Source organism: Pseudomonas rhizophila (assembly GCF_003033885.1).
Lineage (GTDB): Bacteria > Pseudomonadota > Gammaproteobacteria > Pseudomonadales > Pseudomonadaceae > Aquipseudomonas > Aquipseudomonas rhizophila.
In genome coordinates this window covers 5,429,791-5,446,418 of sequence record NZ_CP024081.1, presented here as the reverse complement: position 1 = coordinate 5,446,418, position 16,628 = coordinate 5,429,791, and the positions used below count along the sequence as shown (strand labels likewise).

13 protein-coding genes are annotated in these 16,628 nt (G+C 61.6%); all 13 read left to right on the top strand.

The genetic code is table 11. The features are described 5' to 3' along the window. Positions 1-10: 10 nt before the first annotated feature. The 13 genes from CRX69_RS25265 (at position 11) to mdoH (ending at position 16,619) form a co-directional block, all read left to right on the top strand. Positions 11-979, top strand: coding sequence for an ABC transporter substrate-binding protein (locus tag CRX69_RS25265; protein ID WP_047226933.1), 969 nt, complete (start codon positions 11-13; stop codon positions 977-979). A 70-nt stretch (positions 980-1,049) separates the two neighbouring features. After that, positions 1,050-1,901 (top strand): ABC transporter permease, encoded by an 852-nt coding sequence (locus CRX69_RS25260; RefSeq protein ID WP_047226934.1) that lies wholly within the window; start codon positions 1,050-1,052, stop codon positions 1,899-1,901. After that, complete coding sequence (locus tag CRX69_RS25255; protein WP_052915294.1) at positions 1,898-2,728, top strand: quaternary amine ABC transporter ATP-binding protein; 831 nt, start codon at positions 1,898-1,900, stop codon at positions 2,726-2,728. The genes CRX69_RS25260 and CRX69_RS25255 overlap by 4 nt, the downstream gene beginning before the upstream one ends. Before the next feature lie 171 nt (positions 2,729-2,899). Further along, positions 2,900-4,423: a histidine ammonia-lyase gene (hutH, locus tag CRX69_RS25250; RefSeq protein WP_076383361.1), complete on the top strand. Its 1,524-nt coding sequence runs from the start codon at positions 2,900-2,902 to the stop codon at positions 4,421-4,423. 115 nt (positions 4,424-4,538) lie between these two features. Then, a complete protein-coding gene (gene hutH / locus CRX69_RS25245) occupies positions 4,539-6,071 on the top strand; it encodes a histidine ammonia-lyase (protein WP_107323041.1) in 1,533 nt (510 codons plus the stop codon). A gap of 120 nt (positions 6,072-6,191) precedes the next feature. Then, positions 6,192-7,394 (top strand): imidazolonepropionase, encoded by a 1,203-nt coding sequence (hutI, locus tag CRX69_RS25240; protein WP_107323040.1) that lies wholly within the window; start codon positions 6,192-6,194, stop codon positions 7,392-7,394. A gap of 11 nt (positions 7,395-7,405) precedes the next feature. Next, positions 7,406-8,209, top strand: coding sequence for an N-formylglutamate deformylase (gene hutG / locus CRX69_RS25235; protein WP_107323039.1), 804 nt, complete (start codon positions 7,406-7,408; stop codon positions 8,207-8,209). A gap of 203 nt (positions 8,210-8,412) precedes the next feature. Beyond that, positions 8,413-9,360 carry a choline ABC transporter substrate-binding protein gene (locus CRX69_RS25230; RefSeq protein WP_047226939.1) on the top strand — a complete coding sequence of 316 codons (948 nt, stop codon included), beginning with the start codon at positions 8,413-8,415 and terminating at the stop codon, positions 9,358-9,360. 181 nt (positions 9,361-9,541) lie between these two features. Then, a complete protein-coding gene (locus CRX69_RS25225; RefSeq protein ID WP_047226940.1) occupies positions 9,542-10,456 on the top strand; it encodes an alpha/beta hydrolase in 915 nt (304 codons plus the stop codon). A 105-nt stretch (positions 10,457-10,561) separates the two neighbouring features. Further along, complete coding sequence (pip, locus tag CRX69_RS25220) at positions 10,562-11,533, top strand: prolyl aminopeptidase (protein ID WP_047226941.1); 972 nt, start codon at positions 10,562-10,564, stop codon at positions 11,531-11,533. After that, a complete protein-coding gene (gene dtd / locus CRX69_RS25215; protein ID WP_076383364.1) occupies positions 11,530-11,967 on the top strand; it encodes a D-aminoacyl-tRNA deacylase in 438 nt (145 codons plus the stop codon). The genes pip and dtd overlap by 4 nt, the downstream gene beginning before the upstream one ends. Positions 11,968-12,316: 349 nt before the next feature. Beyond that, on the top strand, positions 12,317-14,056 hold the full coding sequence (locus CRX69_RS25210) for a glucan biosynthesis protein G (protein WP_218277732.1): 1,740 nt from the start codon (positions 12,317-12,319) through the stop codon (positions 14,054-14,056). Beyond that, a complete protein-coding gene (gene mdoH, locus CRX69_RS25205) occupies positions 14,049-16,619 on the top strand; it encodes a glucans biosynthesis glucosyltransferase MdoH (RefSeq protein WP_047226943.1) in 2,571 nt (856 codons plus the stop codon). Before CRX69_RS25210 ends, mdoH begins: the two co-directional genes overlap by 8 nt. Positions 16,620-16,628 lie beyond the last annotated feature (9 nt).

Here is a 16,628-nt window from a genome sequence, read left to right as displayed (position 1 = left end):
GCGTCACATAATGAAATCGAACAAGACCCTGCTGACCACATTGCTTTGCATGGGCCTGCTGGCCAGTGCCGGCGCCACGCAAGCGGCGGGTTGGTGCGAGTCGGGCAAGCCGGTGAAATTCGCCGGTCTGAACTGGGAAAGCGGCATGTTGCTGACCGACGTCATGCAAGTGGTGCTGGAAAAAGGCTACGGCTGCAAGACCGACAGTCTGCCAGGCAACTCCATCACCATGGAGAACGCCTTGAGCAGCAACGATATTCAGGTGTTCGCCGAAGAATGGGTCGGTCGCAGTGAAGTCTGGAACAAGGCCGAGAAGGCCGGCAAGGTCGTCGGTGTCGGCGCCCCGGTGGTGGGTGCCATCGAAGGCTGGTACGTGCCGCGCTATGTGATCGAGGGTGACGCCAAGCGTAAGCTTGAAGCCAAGGCGCCGGGCCTGAAGAACATCGCCGACCTGGGCCAGTACGCCGCTGTGTTCAAGGACCAGGAAGAGCCATCCAAGGGCCGCTTCTACAACTGCCCGGCCGGCTGGACCTGTGAGCTGGACAACAGCGAAATGCTGAAAAGCTATGGCCTGGAAAAAACCTACACCAACTTCCGCCCCGGCACCGGTCCGGCCCTGGATGCGGCGGTGCTGTCGAGCTACAAGCGCGGCGAGCCGATCCTGTTCTACTACTGGTCGCCAACCCCGCTCATGGGTCAGGTGGACCTGGTGAAACTGGAAGAAAAACCGGGCGTGGACAAAAGCGTGACCATCAAAGTCGGCCTGTCCAAGACCTTCCACGACGAAGCGCCTGAACTGGTGGCGGTGCTGGAAAAGGTCAATCTGCCCATCGATATCCTGAACCAGAACCTCGGGCGCATGGCCAAGGAGCGGATCGAGTCGCCGAAACTGGCGAAGATCTTCCTGAAGGAACATCCTGAAGTCTGGCACGCCTGGGTCAGTGAAGACGCGGCCAAAAAAATCGACGCGGCTCTGTAGGTCGAATACACCCGGCCAACCCTAGGGCTGGCCGGGACGTTCACTGCATCCACTTGATCGAGAGTCTCTTATGTTTCCCGAAAGCTTTACCTTCTCTATCGCCGACTGGGTCAACAGTTGGGTCGACTCCCTGGTGACCAACTACGGCGATGTGTTCCGGCACATTTCCGACACCTTGCTGTGGGCCATCGTCAACCTCGAAGGCCTGCTGCGCATGGCACCCTGGTGGTTGATGCTGGCCATCGTCGGCGGCATTGCCTGGCACGCCACCCGCAAGGTCGCGACCACGGCGGTGATTGTCGGCCTGCTGTTCCTGGTGGGCGCGGTGGGCCTGTGGGACAAACTGATGCAGACCCTCGCCCTGATGCTGGTGGCGACATTTATTTCGGTGTTGATCGGCATTCCGCTGGGCATCCTCTCGGCCCGCAGCAATCGCCTGCGTTCGGTGTTGATGCCGTTGTTGGACATCATGCAAACCATGCCGAGCTTCGTGTACCTGATTCCGGTATTGATGCTGTTTGGCCTGGGCAAGGTCCCGGCGATTTTCGCCACGGTGATCTACGCCGCGCCGCCATTGATTCGTCTGACCGACCTGGGCATTCGCCAGGTGGACGGCGAAGTGATGGAAGCCATCAATGCCTTCGGCGCCAACCGTTGGCAACAGCTGTTCGGCGTGCAACTGCCCCTGGCCCTGCCAAGCATCATGGCCGGGATCAACCAGACCACCATGATGGCCCTGTCGATGGTCGTCATCGCTTCGATGATCGGCGCCCGTGGCCTGGGCGAAGATGTGCTGGTGGGCATCCAGACCCTCAACGTCGGACGCGGCCTGGAAGCCGGGCTGGCGATCGTGATTCTCGCCGTGGTCATCGACCGCATTACCCAGGCCTATGGTCGTCCTCGGCATGAGGTGAGCAAATGAACAACGCAGCCATCAGCAAGATCGAAGTCAAGAACGTCTTCAAGATTTTCGGCAATCGCTCCAAGGAGGCTTTGGAGCTGATCCGCCAGAACAAGACCAAGGACCAGGTGCTGGCCGAAACCGGTTGCGTGGTCGGTGTGAACGACTTGTCGTTGAGCATTGGCACCGGTGAGATCTTCGTGATCATGGGGCTTTCCGGCTCCGGCAAGTCCACTTTAGTGCGCCACTTCAACCGGCTGATCGATCCTACCAGCGGCGCGATCCTGGTGGACGGCGAAGACATTCTGCAACTGGACATGGAAGCCCTGCGCGAATTTCGCCGGCACAAGATCAGCATGGTGTTCCAGAGCTTCGGCCTGTTGCCCCACAAGAGCGTGCTGGACAACGTCGCCTATGGCTTGAAAGTGCGTGGCGAGAGCAAGCAGGTCTGCACTGAGCGGGCGCTGCACTGGATCAACACCGTGGGCCTGAAGGGCTACGAGAACAAATACCCGCACCAGCTCTCCGGCGGCATGCGCCAGCGCGTGGGCCTGGCCCGTGCCTTGGCGGCGGATACCGACATCATCCTGATGGACGAAGCCTTCAGCGCCCTCGACCCGCTGATCCGCGCGGAAATGCAGGACCAGTTGCTGGAACTGCAAAAGACCCTGCACAAGACCATCGTGTTCATCACCCACGACCTCGACGAAGCCGTGCGCATCGGCAACCGCATCGCGATTCTCAAGGATGGCAAGCTGATCCAGGTCGGCACGCCCCGAGAGATCCTGCACTCGCCGGCGGATGAGTATGTTGATCGGTTTGTGCAGCGCAGGGCTGCGGTGGTTTGAGGGATTTGTGGTGGCTGGGCTGCTCCCATCGCGAGCAGGCTCGCTCCCACAATGGGGTCTTTTTTGTTCACCCCATTTTGTGTCCAAAGCAAATCCCTGTGGGAGCGAGCCTGCTCGCGATGGCGCCGGTAAAGCTGCATCAATGTTCAGGTTATAGGCATGAGGTTGAAGATGTCCCAGGCTGAAAAAATCGTAATCGCCGACGCGCCGTTGCGTTGGCAGGATGTGGTCGCGGTCGCCCGCTTCGGTGCCGAGCTTGAGCTGTCGGCCCAGGCCTGGGCGCGGATCGACAATGCCCAGGCCATCGTCCAGCGCATCGTCGAAAGCGGCGAGCGCGCTTATGGCGTCAACACCGGCCTGGGTGCCCTGTGCAATGTCTCGCTCAAGGACGAACAGCTCAGCCAATTGTCGCGCAACACACTGCTCAGCCATGCCTGTGGCGTTGGCGCGCCGCTGGCCGATGAACAGACCCGGGCGATTGTCTGCGCGGCCATCCTCAACTACAGCCAGGGCAAGTCCGGCATTCATCGCCGGGTGGTCGAAGCCCTGCTGGCGCTGCTCAATCGCGGCATCACCCCGCAAGTGCCGTCCCAGGGTTCGGTGGGCTACCTGACCCACATGGCCCATATAAGCATCGCGTTGTTGGGCGTTGGCAATGTCAGCTATCGCGGGCAAATCGTCTCGGCGCAACAGGCTCTGGCCGCAGAGGGCTTGCAACCGGTGCAACTGGGGGCCAAGGACGGTTTGTGCCTGGTCAACGGCACGCCGTGCATGACCGGCCTCAGTTGCCTGGCCCTGGCCGATGCGACGCGGCTGCTGCAATGGGCCGACGTGATCGGCGCCATGAGCTTCGAGGCCCAGCGCGGGCAGATCGCGGCGTTCGATGCCCAGATCATCGCCCTCAAGCCGCACCCTGGCATGCAACAGGTCGGCGTCAACTTGCGGGCACTGTTGGACGGCAGCGAAGTCATCGCTTCGAGCCTGGGCATTCGCACCCAGGATGCGTTGAGCATCCGCTCTATTCCTCAGGTCCACGGTGCCGCTCGCGACCAACTGGCCCATGCCCGGCAACAGATCGAAACCGAACTCAACGCCAGCACCGATAACCCGCTGTTGTTGGGCACGCCCGAGAGCTTCCGGGTCATGTCCCAGGCCAACCCCCACGGTCAGTCGGTGGCTTTGGCGGCGGATCTGCTGGCGATTGCCATGGCCGAAATCGGCTCCATCGCCGAACGTCGTCTCGACCGTTTGATCAACCCCCACGTCAGCGGCCTGCCGGCCTTTCTGGTGGCCAACCCCGGGGTAAATTCGGGGATGATGATCGTGCAATACGTCGCCGCGTCGCTGTGTGCGGAAAATCGCCAGCTGGCCCAGCCGGCGGTGCTCGACAACTTTGTCACCTCGGGCTTGCAGGAAGATCACCTGAGCATGGGCACCAACGCCGCCCTGAAGCTGCACCGGGCGTTGGAAAACTGCACGCAGATCCTCGCCATCGAATACCTGCTGGCCGCCCAGGCTTTTGAGTTTCTCAAGACGCAACGCTTCGGTGCCGGCACTGACGTTGCCTGGAAACTGCTGCGTGAGCATGTGCCGGCCTACGACCAGGACCGCTGGCTGGCGCCGGACATCGCCAGCGCTGCCGCGCTGCTTAAAGATCCAGCCGTGTTGCACAACGCCTTACCGAATTTGAATTGATCAAAAAACCGCCAGCGTGCCAAGGCATCCACCGCCCAAAAGGCGAGGGTGACGGATAACGGAACATTCCGGAGCGACTGGCGGGTGAAAACAAAACTCTCAAAAGGAGCAATACATGACTGCCTTAAACCTGATTCCCGGCCAATTGAGCCTGGCTCAATTGCGTGACATTTATCAGCAACCCGTGACCCTGAGCCTCGACGCCAGCGCGTCGGCGCAGATCGAAGCCAGCGTCGCCTGCGTGGAGCAGATTCTCGCCGAGAATCGCACGGCCTACGGCATCAACACCGGTTTTGGTTTGCTGGCCTCGACCCGCATCGCCAGTGAAGACCTGGAAAACCTGCAACGCTCTCTGGTGCTGTCCCATGCCGCTGGCGTGGGCGAGCCGATCAGCGATGCGCTGGTGCGGTTGGTCATGGTGCTCAAGGTCAATAGTCTGAGCCGGGGTTTTTCCGGCATCCGTCGGCAGGTGATCGATGCGCTGATTGCGCTGATCAATGCCGAGGTCTATCCACACATTCCGTTGAAAGGCTCGGTCGGCGCTTCGGGTGATCTGGCGCCGCTGGCCCACATGTCCCTGGTGCTGTTGGGCGAAGGCAAGGCCCGTTACAAAGGTGAATGGTTGCCGGCTGTCGAAGCGCTGAAAGTGGCCGGCCTTGCGCCGCTGACCCTGGCTGCAAAAGAAGGACTGGCGCTGCTCAACGGCACCCAGGTGTCCACGGCGTTTGCCTTGCGTGGCCTGTTCGAAGGCGAAGACCTGTTCGCCGGCGCCCTGGCTCTGGGCAGCTTGACGATAGAAGCGGTGCTCGGTTCGCGTTCGCCATTCGATGCGCGTATTCACGCCGCGCGCGGCCAGAAAGGCCAGATCGATGCCGCCGCTGCTTATCGCGATCTGCTGGGCGAGCGCAGCGAAGTCTCCGCTTCCCACCAGAATTGCGACAAGGTCCAGGACCCGTATTCCCTGCGCTGCCAGCCACAAGTGATGGGCGCCTGTCTGACCCAGTTCCGCCAGGCCGCTGAGGTGCTGGTGATCGAAGCCAACGCCGTATCGGATAACCCGCTGGTGTTCGCCGCCGAGGGCGACGTGATTTCCGGTGGCAACTTCCACGCCGAGCCGGTGGCAATGGCCGCTGACAACATGGCCCTGGCAATCGCCGAAATCGGTTCGCTGAGTGAGCGGCGTATTTCGCTGATGATGGACAAGCACATGTCGCAACTGCCGCCGTTTCTGGTGGCCAATGGCGGGGTGAACTCCGGCTTCATGATCGCCCAGGTCACCGCTGCTGCCCTGGCCAGCGAAAACAAGGCGTTGTCCCATCCCCATTCGGTGGACAGCCTGCCGACTTCGGCCAACCAGGAAGACCATGTGTCCATGGCCCCCGCCGCCGGTAAGCGGCTGTGGGAAATGGCCGAGAACACCCGGGGGATTCTGGCGGTGGAATGGCTGGCGGCGTGCCAGGGGCTGGATCTGCGCGGCGGTTTGAAAACCTCTGCCAAGCTGGAGCAGGCCCGCGCCCTCTTGCGCGCAGAAGTGCCGTTCTATGAGAAAGACCGGTTCTTCGCGCCGGACATCAATGCGGCGAGCGAGTTGTTGGCCAGTCGTTGCCTGAATGAACTGGTCACGGCGCAGTTGTTGCCGAGCCTGTAAGGACCTCATCGCGAGCAAGCTCGCTCCCACAGGGGGTGGTGTAGAGCCCCGGTACACCAGAAGTCCTTGTGGGAGCGAGCCTGCTCGCGATTCGATCTTCAATAATTCGAGGAAACCGGGATGAAAACCCTCTGGCAAAACTGCCACGCCGCCACCATGGCCCAGGGCGTCTACTCGATCATCGAAGACGCCGCCATCGTCACCCACGGCGAGCTGATTCAATGGATCGGCCCGCGCGCCGAGCTGCCGGCCGGTGACTATCCGGCCGTCAACGACCTCAAGGGCGCCTGGGTCACTCCTGGGCTGATCGACTGTCACACCCACACGGTGTTCGGCGGCAACCGCAGCGGTGAATTCGAACAGCGCCTGCAGGGCGTCAGCTACGCCGAGATCGCAGCGGCCGGCGGGGGCATCGCCAGCACCGTGCGCGCTACCCGGGCCGCCAGCGAAGATGAACTGTTCAACAGCGCCGCCAAACGCCTGAAAAGTCTGATGCGCGATGGCGTGACCACGGTGGAAATCAAATCCGGCTACGGCCTGGACCTGGCCAGCGAACGCAAGATCCTGCGGGTCATCCGTCGCCTGGGTGAACAGCTGCCGGTCAGCGTGCGCAGCACCTGCCTGGCGGCCCACGCCTTGCCACCGGAATACGCTGATCGCGCCGATGACTACATCGAGCACATTTGCACCGAAATACTCCCGGCTCTCGCCGCCGAAGGGTTGGTGGATGCGGTGGATGCATTTTGCGAGTACCTGGCGTTTTCCCCGGCGCAGGTCGAACGGGTGTTTATCACCGCCCAACAACTGGGCCTGCCGGTGAAGCTGCACGCTGAACAATTGTCGTCGCTGCACGGTTCAAGCCTGGCGGCCCGTTATCAGGCGCTGTCGGCCGATCATCTGGAATTCATGACCGAGGACGACGCCAGGGCCATGGCCGAATCCGGCACGGTGGCGGTGTTGTTGCCCGGGGCATTTTATTTCCTGCGCGAAACCCAGCTGCCGCCCATGGATGCCCTGCGCAAGCACGGCGTGAAGATCGCCGTGGCCAGCGACCTCAACCCCGGCACATCGCCGGCGCTGTCGTTGCGCTTGATGTTGAACATGGCCTGCACCTGCTTTCGCATGACCCCTGAGGAGGCCCTGGCGGGGGCGACGATTCATGCGGCCCAGGCCTTGGGCATGGCTGCCACTCACGGTTCGCTGGAAGTCGGCAAAGTCGCGGACTTTGTCGCCTGGCACATCGACCGCCCGGCCGACCTGTCGTACTGGCTGGGTGGCGATCTGGAAAAACGCGTCGTGCGTCACGGCGTGGAAATCGATTAAGGAGAACGGTTGTGGAGAAGGTCCTGAATTTCAAGCAAGGGCGCGTGCCGCTGTTGATCAGCATGCCCCACGCCGGCCTGCGCCTGACCCCGGCGGTGAAGGCTGGTTTGATCCCTGAGGCCCAGAGCTTGCCGGACACCGACTGGCATATTCCCAAGCTTTACGAGTTCGCCGCCGAACTGGGCGCCAGCACCCTGGCCGCTGAATATTCACGGTTCGTGATCGATCTGAACCGCCCCGACGATGACAAACCGATGTACGTCGGTGCCACCACCGGTTTGTATCCTTCGATCCTGTTCGATGGCGTACCGTTGTTTCGCCAGGGGCTGGAGCCGTCCGCCGCGGAGCGGGCGACTTATCTGCAACAGATCTGGGTGCCTTACCACCAGACCCTGCGACAGGAACTGGCGCGGCTCAAGGCCGAATTCGGCTATGCCATGCTGTTCGACGCCCACTCGATCCGTTCGGTGATCCCGCACCTGTTCGACGGCAAGTTGCCGGACTTCAACCTCGGCACCTTCAACGGCGCCAGTTGCGCCCCGACCCTGGCCAGCCAGCTCGAAGCCATCTGCGCCCGCCACGGCGAATTTACCCACGTGCTCAACGGACGTTTCAAGGGCGGACATATCACGCGGCACTACGGCAACCCGGCCGAAGACATCCACGCGGTGCAACTGGAACTGTGCCAGAGCACCTACATGGAAGAGTTCGAGCCGTTCAACTACCGTGCGGATCTGGCGGAACCGACCCAGGTGGTGCTCAGGGAATTGCTGGAAGGCTTGCTGGCGTGGGGGCAGCAGGCCTACAAGAAATAATGCCTGTTTCCTGGGGCTAGGGGGGGGAGCAAGCCTTGCTCCCTCAGATAGATGTGTCCTTGAGCCTCGCAGGGGAACAGTCGCCACCGTGCAAAACCGGGTCGCCACAGTTCATCTTCAGCCCCTCGACGCTGCGTAATGTTCCGGTCACGGTGCAGCAAGACACCGACCTACAATAATCGCTGCCGCACGAGACCTTCCCGATGAAAAGACTGTTCAAACGCTGTCTGTCGATCCTCTGCGGTACCGCCATCCTGAGCAGCGGGGCAATGGCCGCCGAGCCGGCGTCCTGCCAGACGGTGCGCATGGGCGTGGTCAACTGGACCGACGTGATCGCCACCAGTGGCATGGCCGATGTGTTGCTCACCGGTCTGGGTTATGAAAGCAAACAGACCAGCGCCGTGCAGCAGATCATCTTCGCCGGCATCCGTGACAAGCGCCTCGATATCTTCCTGGGCTACTGGAAGCCGGCGATGGACAACAACATCGCTCCGTTCCTGGCGGCCAACCAGGTGAGAGTCCTGGACCAGCCAAGCCTTGCCGATGCCCAAGCCACGCTGGCGGTGCCGGACTACGTGGCCGCAGCGGGCCTCAAGACTTTCGCCGACATCGCCCGGTTCAAGGAGCAGCTCGGCGGAAAAATCTACGGCATCGAGCCGGGCAGCGGTGCCAACACCACCATCAAGACCATGATTGAAACCAATCACTTTGGCCTCAAGGACTTCAAGCTGATCGAGTCCGGTGAGGCCGGGATGCTGGCGGCGGTGCAGCGGGCGGTGAATCGCAAGGAGTTCGTGGTGTTCGTCGGCTGGACCCCGCACCCGATGAACATCAATATGAACATCACCTACCTGACGGGCAGCGAAGACGTCTACGGCCCGAACGAAGGCGCCGCGACGGTCTCCACCGTCACCGCGCCGGACTACGCCCAGCGTTGTCCGAACGTGAACCGCTTGCTGGAAAACCTCACTTTCACCGCCGCCCAGGAAAGTCAGTTGATGGTGCCGATCATGGCGCGCAAGACACCCCAGGACGTCGCCCGGCAATGGCTGCGTGAGCACCCCGAGGATCTTCAGCGCTGGCTCACCGGGGTGACCAGTTTTGACGGCAAGGATGGCGTGGCGGCGGTGCAGGCCAGTCTCAAGAATTGACGATTAGATGATCGTGGCGAGGGGATTTATCTGTAGGAGCAAGGCTTGCCCGCGACGGCGATATGTCAGTCGACACTGATGTTGAATGTACCGCCGTCATCGCGGGCAAGCCTTGCTCCCACTTAGATCCCCTCGTCTCATAATCAGCGCCCATCCCGATCCTCTATGTTGGCGTCGTTCCATGGCTACTTATCCACTCTCCCAGGCAATGTCCGCCTTCATCGACCAAACCCTGAGCTTCAACGCCCCGGACAACAGCCTCCCTGGTCTGCGCCAGGCCTACAGCCAGATGTGCCGGGCCTTCACCCCGCCATGCCCGCAAGCGCTGGCAGTCGAGGATTTCGAGCTGGCCGGGGTAGCCGTGCGGGCTTACTGTCCTCGAAGCGCGCCGCCGTCCGAAGGCTGGCCATGCATCCTTTATCTGCACGGTGGCGGCTGGGTGGTGGGTGATCTGGACTCCCACGACTTCATCTGCATGGAACTGGCCGCGACCCTCGGCGTGCTGGTGCTGGCGGTGGATTATCGACTGGCGCCGGAGCATCCGTTCCCCGCCGGCTTTGAAGACTGCCTCGCCGTGTGGCATCACCTGGCGGCCACCCCCTTTGCCATCGACCCTCGCCGTCGGCTGGTGGCCGGTGACAGCGCCGGAGGCAATCTCGCCGCCGCGTTATGCCTGGCCTTGCGCGATGCCGGGCAAGCGCTGCCACGGGGTCAGGTGCTGATTTATCCCGCCCTCGGTGGCCCGGCCCATCTGCCCTCGCGGCGCGAATGTGCCGATGCGCCACTGTTGAGCAGCAGCGATCTGGACAGTTATCACGCCCTCTATCTGAGCGACGCTCAACCGTCTTCCCTCGCCATGCCGTTGCTCGCCGATGACCTGAGCGGCCTGCCGCCAGCGCTGGTCGTCGTGGCGCAATGGGACCCGTTGCGCGACGACGGCGTCCTTTATAGCGAGCGGCTGAACAGCGCAGGTGTGGATGCTGTGCTGTATGTCGGGGGAGGATTGGTTCACGGCTGTTTACGTGGCCGGGGCCAAGTGCCGGAGGTCGATCAGATGTATCGCACACTGCTGGCGTATCTGGCTGACACGCTTTGACTGCGCAGGGGACATGCTCATTCGGGTAATTCGGGTTTATGATGCCGGACGGCAGATTAAATAGAAGTCCCCCCAGGGATGACTCGACCCCTTACGGAGCGCGCAATGCAGACTTTGTACCCGCAGATCAAACCTCATGCCCGGCACGATCTGGCTGTCGATGACACCCACACGCTCTATGTCGATGAAAGCGGTTCCCCGGAAGGCCTGCCTGTGGTGTTCATTCACGGTGGCCCGGGTGCCGGTTGCGATGCCCAGAGCCGTCGCTACTTCGATCCGAACCTGTACCGCATCGTTACCTTCGACCAGCGCGGCTGTGGCCGCTCCACCCCTCATGCCAGCCTTGAAAACAACACCACCTGGGATCTGGTCGAAGACCTGGAGCGCATCCGCAAACATTTGGGCATCGAAAAATGGGTGCTGTTTGGCGGCTCCTGGGGCTCGACCCTGGCCTTGGCTTACGCCCAGACCCATCCCGAGCGGGTACACGGCCTGATTCTGCGTGGGATCTTTCTCTGCCGTCCGCAGGAAATCGAGTGGTTCTACCAGGCCGGCGCCAGTCGCCTGTTCCCCGATTACTGGCAGGATTACATCGCACCGATCCCCCTGGACGAGCGCGACGACCTGCTCGCTGCTTTCCACAAACGCCTGACAGGCAATGACCAGATCGCCCAGATGCACGCGGCCAAGGCCTGGTCGACCTGGGAAGGCCGTACGGCGACCCTGCGCCCGAACCCGCTGGTGGTCGATCGCTTCTCCGAGCCGCAGCGCGCGCTGTCGATTGCCCGGATCGAGTGTCATTACTTCACCAACAACGCTTTTCTCGAACCCAACCAGTTGATCCGAGACATGGGCAAGATCGCCCATCTACCGGGCGTCATCGTGCACGGGCGCTACGATGTGATCTGCCCGCTGGACAATGCCTGGGAACTGCATCAGAACTGGCCCAACAGCGAACTGCAGGTGATCCGCGACGCCGGTCACGCCGCTTCGGAGCCGGGTATTACCGATGCGTTGGTGCGCGCCGCCGCCCAAATGGCCCGGCGCCTGCTCGACCTGCCGCCCGAAGAAGCATGAAGGGGCTGTTGCAACGGGTCCGCGGCGCTCGGGTCGAGGTCGCAGGGGAAGTCGTTGGCGCGGTGGACCAGGGCCTGCTGGTGCTGGTGGCGGTCGAGCCCGAGGACACCCGGGCCAGCGCCGACAAGTTGCTGCACAAGCTACTGAACTACAGGGTGTTCAGCGACGCTGATGGCAAGATGAACCTGTCCCTGGCAGATGTCGGCGGTGGCTTGCTGTTGGTGTCGCAGTTCACCCTGGCGGCGGACACCAAAAGCGGATTACGCCCGAGCTTTTCGACGGCCGCACCTCCGGCCTTGGGCGAGGAACTCTTTGACTATCTGCTCACCCACGCGAAACAGGTGCATGGCACTGTGGCATCAGGTAGATTCGGCGCCGACATGCAGGTGCATCTGGTTAACGACGGCCCGGTAACCTTCCTGTTACAGGTCTGAAAGTGTTTGAAACATCTTTTCGGTCCTGTTTCGAGGCAAAACAGGGAGTTTTCTCGATAAATACTTTGTTACCCCTGATGCGTTGTCACGCGGGCTACTAGATAATCGCGCGCTACGGGGGACCAGCGTTCGCTGGTCCATTTGACTTAGGTAGAGACTTGTCCTGGGCCGTTTGGGGAATCATTTTGTCCCATCGGAGTCGGAACAATGCTCGCCAACTTGGCAAGAGTGGCCTGCAGGTGCGGATTTCAATGCCGATACCTTGCAGATACTTTATCTGGCCGTTGGTTTTTTGATCTGTTTTCGGCGAGGGTTGCTCGTGATTGTTAGTCCCTGTAATGCACCAAAAATGACTGCCAAACGGTTTAGAAACGCTCTGGTAGCGGGCTCGGCCCTGCTGTGCCTGTTTGGCGCGGGCCAACTGTGGGCATTCAGCCTGGATGATGTATCGGCGAAGGCTCAAGAACTGGCCGGGCAAAAATTCGAAGCCCCGCGCAGCAATCTGCCGAACGAATTCCGCGAAATGAAATTCGCTGACTATCAAAAAATCCGTTTCCGCACCGAAAAAGCCGAGTGGGCAGATCAGAAGACGCCGTTCAGGCTGTCCTTCTATCACCAAGGCATGCATTTCGACACGCCGGTGAAGATCAACGAGATCACCGCGACCACCGTCGATGAAATCAAGTATGACCCGACGCGCTTCGATTTCGGTGACGTCAAGTTCGATCCCAAGTCCACGGAGAAACTGGGCTACGCGGGTTTTCGCGTGCTGTACCCGATCAACAAGGCTGACAAGCAAGACGAAATCATGACCATGCTGGGCGCGAGCTACTTCCGCGTCATCGGCAAGGGCCAGGTTTATGGTTTGTCCGCCCGTGGCCTGGCCATCGATACCGCCCTGCCATCGGGTGAAGAATTCCCGCGCTTTCGCGAGTTCTGGATCCAGCGTCCGAAGCCGACCGATAAGCACCTGGTGATCTTCGCCCTGCTGGATTCGCCACGGGCTACCGGTGCCTATCGCATGATCCTGCGTCCGGGCACCGACACCGTCGTCGACGTGAAGTCGCGCGTGTTCCTGCGAGATCGCGTCACCAAGCTGGGCATTGCTCCGTTGACCAGCATGTTCCTGTTCGGCGCCAACCAGCCGTCCAAGATCCTGAACTACCGTCGAGAGCTGCACGACTCCAGCGGCTTGTCGATCCATGCCGGCAACGGCGAGTGGATCTGGCGCCCGTTGAACAACCCGAAACACCTGGCCGTGAGCAATTTCTCGGTAGAAAACCCGCGTGGTTTCGGCCTGCTGCAACGCGGTCGTGACTTCAGCCACTACGAAGACCTCGATGACCGCTACGACAAGCGTCCAAGTGCCTGGATCGAACCGAAAGGCGATTGGGGCAAGGGCTCCGTCGATCTGGTTGAAATTCCGACCGCTGACGAAACCAACGACAACATCGTGGCGTTCTGGAGCCCGGAAAAGCTGCCTGAGCCAGGTCAGCCGCTGGACTTCGCCTATCGCCTGCACTGGACCCTCGACGAAGCCAACCTGCATTCGCCGGACAGCGCCTGGGTCAAGCAGACCCTGCGTTCGACCGGTGACGTGAAGCAGTCCAACCTGATCCGTCAGCCGGACGGCAGCGTGGCTTATCTGGTGGACTTCGAAGGTCCTTCCCTGCAAGCCCTGCCGGAAGACGCCGAAGTGCGTAGTCAGGTGAGCGTCGGCGAAAACGGCGAGATCGTCGAGAATAATGTGCGTTACAACCCTGAAACCAAGGGCTGGCGCCTGACCCTGCGACTGAAGATCAAAGACCCGAAACAGTCCACTGAATTGCGCGCCGCGCTGGTCCGTCCACTGGTTCCGGTTGAAGCGCCTGCCGCGTCCCATGCGGTGACCACGACCCTTGCCAAGGCTGACAAGGTCGCCAGGCAGCAGAGCGATAAGGAAACCGCGCAAGAAAAAGAGCAGGAAAAAGAAGCCAAGGCCGACAACGCGTCCACTGCCGCTGAATCGACCCCAACCCCGCAGGAACCGGAACCGACTGAACAAGTCCTGACCGAGACCTGGAGCTATCAGTTGCCAGCCGATGAGTAATACTCCAGTACAGCCAGAGACGCTCAGCGAGTATCTGGCCCATTTGCCCATGACCGATGCGCAGCGTGCCGAGCTGGCGGGCTGCAAGTCTTTCAGCGAGTTGCACGAGCGCCTTTCGTCGTCGACTTTCGATGCACCCACCGAAGCGGCGCAAGCCTCGGTGGGCCGTCGGCTGACCCTGAGCACCGCCGAAGAACTCGAAGACGCCGAAATGCTGGCGCTCGACGCCAGCGGGCGTGTCTGTCTCAAAGCCACGCCGCCGATTCGTCGGACCAAGGTGGTACCGGAGCCGTGGCGCACCAATATCCTGGTGCGCGCCTGGCGTCGCCTGACAGGTCGCACCAACCCGCCGAAGCCACCCAAGGACGAGCGCGTGCTGCCGCACGCACGCTGGCGCACAGTGGGTTCGATCCGTCGCTATATCCTGCTGATCCTGATGCTCGGCCAGACCATCGTCGCCGGCTGGTACATGAAGGGCATCATGCCGTACCAGGGCTGGTCGTTGGTGGACTTGGACGAAGTCCTGCACCAGCCGCTGTTGCAGACCGCTACCCAGGTGCTGCCCTATGCATTGCAGACCAGCATCCTGATTCTGTTCGGGATCCTGTTCTGCTGGGTATCGGCCGGTTTCTGGACGGCGCTGATGGGTTTTCTCGAGTTGCTGACCGGTCACGACAAGTACCGCATCTCCGGTGCCAGTGCCGGCAACGAGCCAATTCCCAAGGACGCCCGCACCGCGCTGGTGATGCCGATCTGCAACGAGGACGTGCCGCGAGTGTTCGCCGGTTTGCGCGCCACGTTCGAGTCGGTTGCGGCCACCGGGGACCTGGATCGTTTCGACTTCTTCGTACTCAGCGACAGTAACGAAACCGATATCTGTGTCGCCGAGCAGCAAGCCTGGCTGGACGTCTGCCGTGAAGCCGGGGGCTTTGGCAAGATTTTCTATCGCCGCCGTCGTCGTCGCGTCAAGCGCAAGAGCGGTAACCTCGACGACTTCTGCCGTCGCTGGGGCAGTGACTACAAGTACATGGTCGTGCTCGACGCCGACAGCGTGATGAGCGGCGAGTGCCTGACCAGCCTGGTGCGCCTGATGGAAGCCACGCCGGATGCTGGCATCATCCAGACCGCGCCACGCGCCTCGGGCATGGACACGCTGTATGCGCGCATGCAGCAATTCGCCACTCGGGTGTACGGTCCGTTGTTCACCGCCGGCCTGCACTTCTGGCAGTTGGGGGAATCCCACTACTGGGGTCACAACGCGATCATCCGCATGAAGCCGTTCATCGAGCACTGCGCCCTGGCGCCGTTGCCTGGTAAAGGGGCGTTCGCCGGGGCCATCCTGTCCCACGACTTCGTTGAAGCAGCGCTGATGCGCCGTGCCGGCTGGGGCGTCTGGATTGCCTATGACTTGCCGGGCAGCTATGAAGAGTTGCCGCCGAACCTGCTGGACGAACTCAAGCGTGACCGTCGCTGGTGCCACGGTAACCTGATGAACTTCCGGCTGTTCCTGGTCAAGGGCATGCACCCGGTGCATCGCGCGGTATTCCTGACCGGCGTGATGTCCTATCTGTCGGCACCGCTGTGGTTCTTCTTCCTGGTGCTATCCACCGCGCTGCTGGCGGTGAACACGCTGATGGAACCGCAATACTTCCTCGAGCCACGCCAGTTGTACCCGTTGTGGCCGCAGTGGCATCCGGAAAAAGCCATCGCGCTGTTCTCCACCACCATCGTGTTGCTGTTCCTGCCCAAGCTGCTGAGCATCATCCTGATCTGGGCCAAGGGCGCGAAAGAGTTTGGTGGCAAGTTCAAGGTAACGATGTCGATGCTGCTGGAGATGTTGTTCTCCATGCTGCTGGCGCCGGTGCGGATGATTTTCCACACCCGCTTCGTGCTCGCCGCCTTCCTGGGTTGGGCCGCTACCTGGAATTCACCCAAGCGTGACGACGACTCCACGCCCTGGAGCGAAGCCGTCAAGCGCCACGGCCCGCAAACCCTGCTGGGCTTCTTCTGGGCCTTGCTGGTGATCTGGCTGAACCCGAGCTTTTTGTGGTGGTTGGTGCCGATCGTCGGTTCGCTGATGCTGTCGATTCCGGTGTCGGTGATCTCCAGCCGAGTGGGCCTTGGCTTGAAGTCCCGTGATGAAAGCCTGTTCCTGATCCCCGAGGAATACGCACCGCCACAGGAACTGCTGTCGACTGACCAGTACACTCATGAAAACCGTTGGCACGCGCTGAACGACGGTTTCATCCGCGCAGTGGTCGATCCGCAACAGAACGCCCTGGCCTTTGCGCTGGCCACCTCGCGTCACGGCCAGGCCGAGCCGATCGAATGGCTGCGGATCGAACGGGTTCGTCATGCCCTCAAGGTTGGCCCGGCGGGCCTGAACAACAGCGAGCGACTGGCGCTGCTGAGCGACCCGGTGGCCCTGTCCCGCCTGCATGAGCAGGTCTGGAGCGAGGGGCATACCGAATGGCTGTCGGCGTGGCGTGCATCGGTCAAGGCCGATCCCCACGCTCCGTTACTGCCGCTTCAGCCCATGAGCGCACAGCCTCAACTGGCCTGATACGCAAAA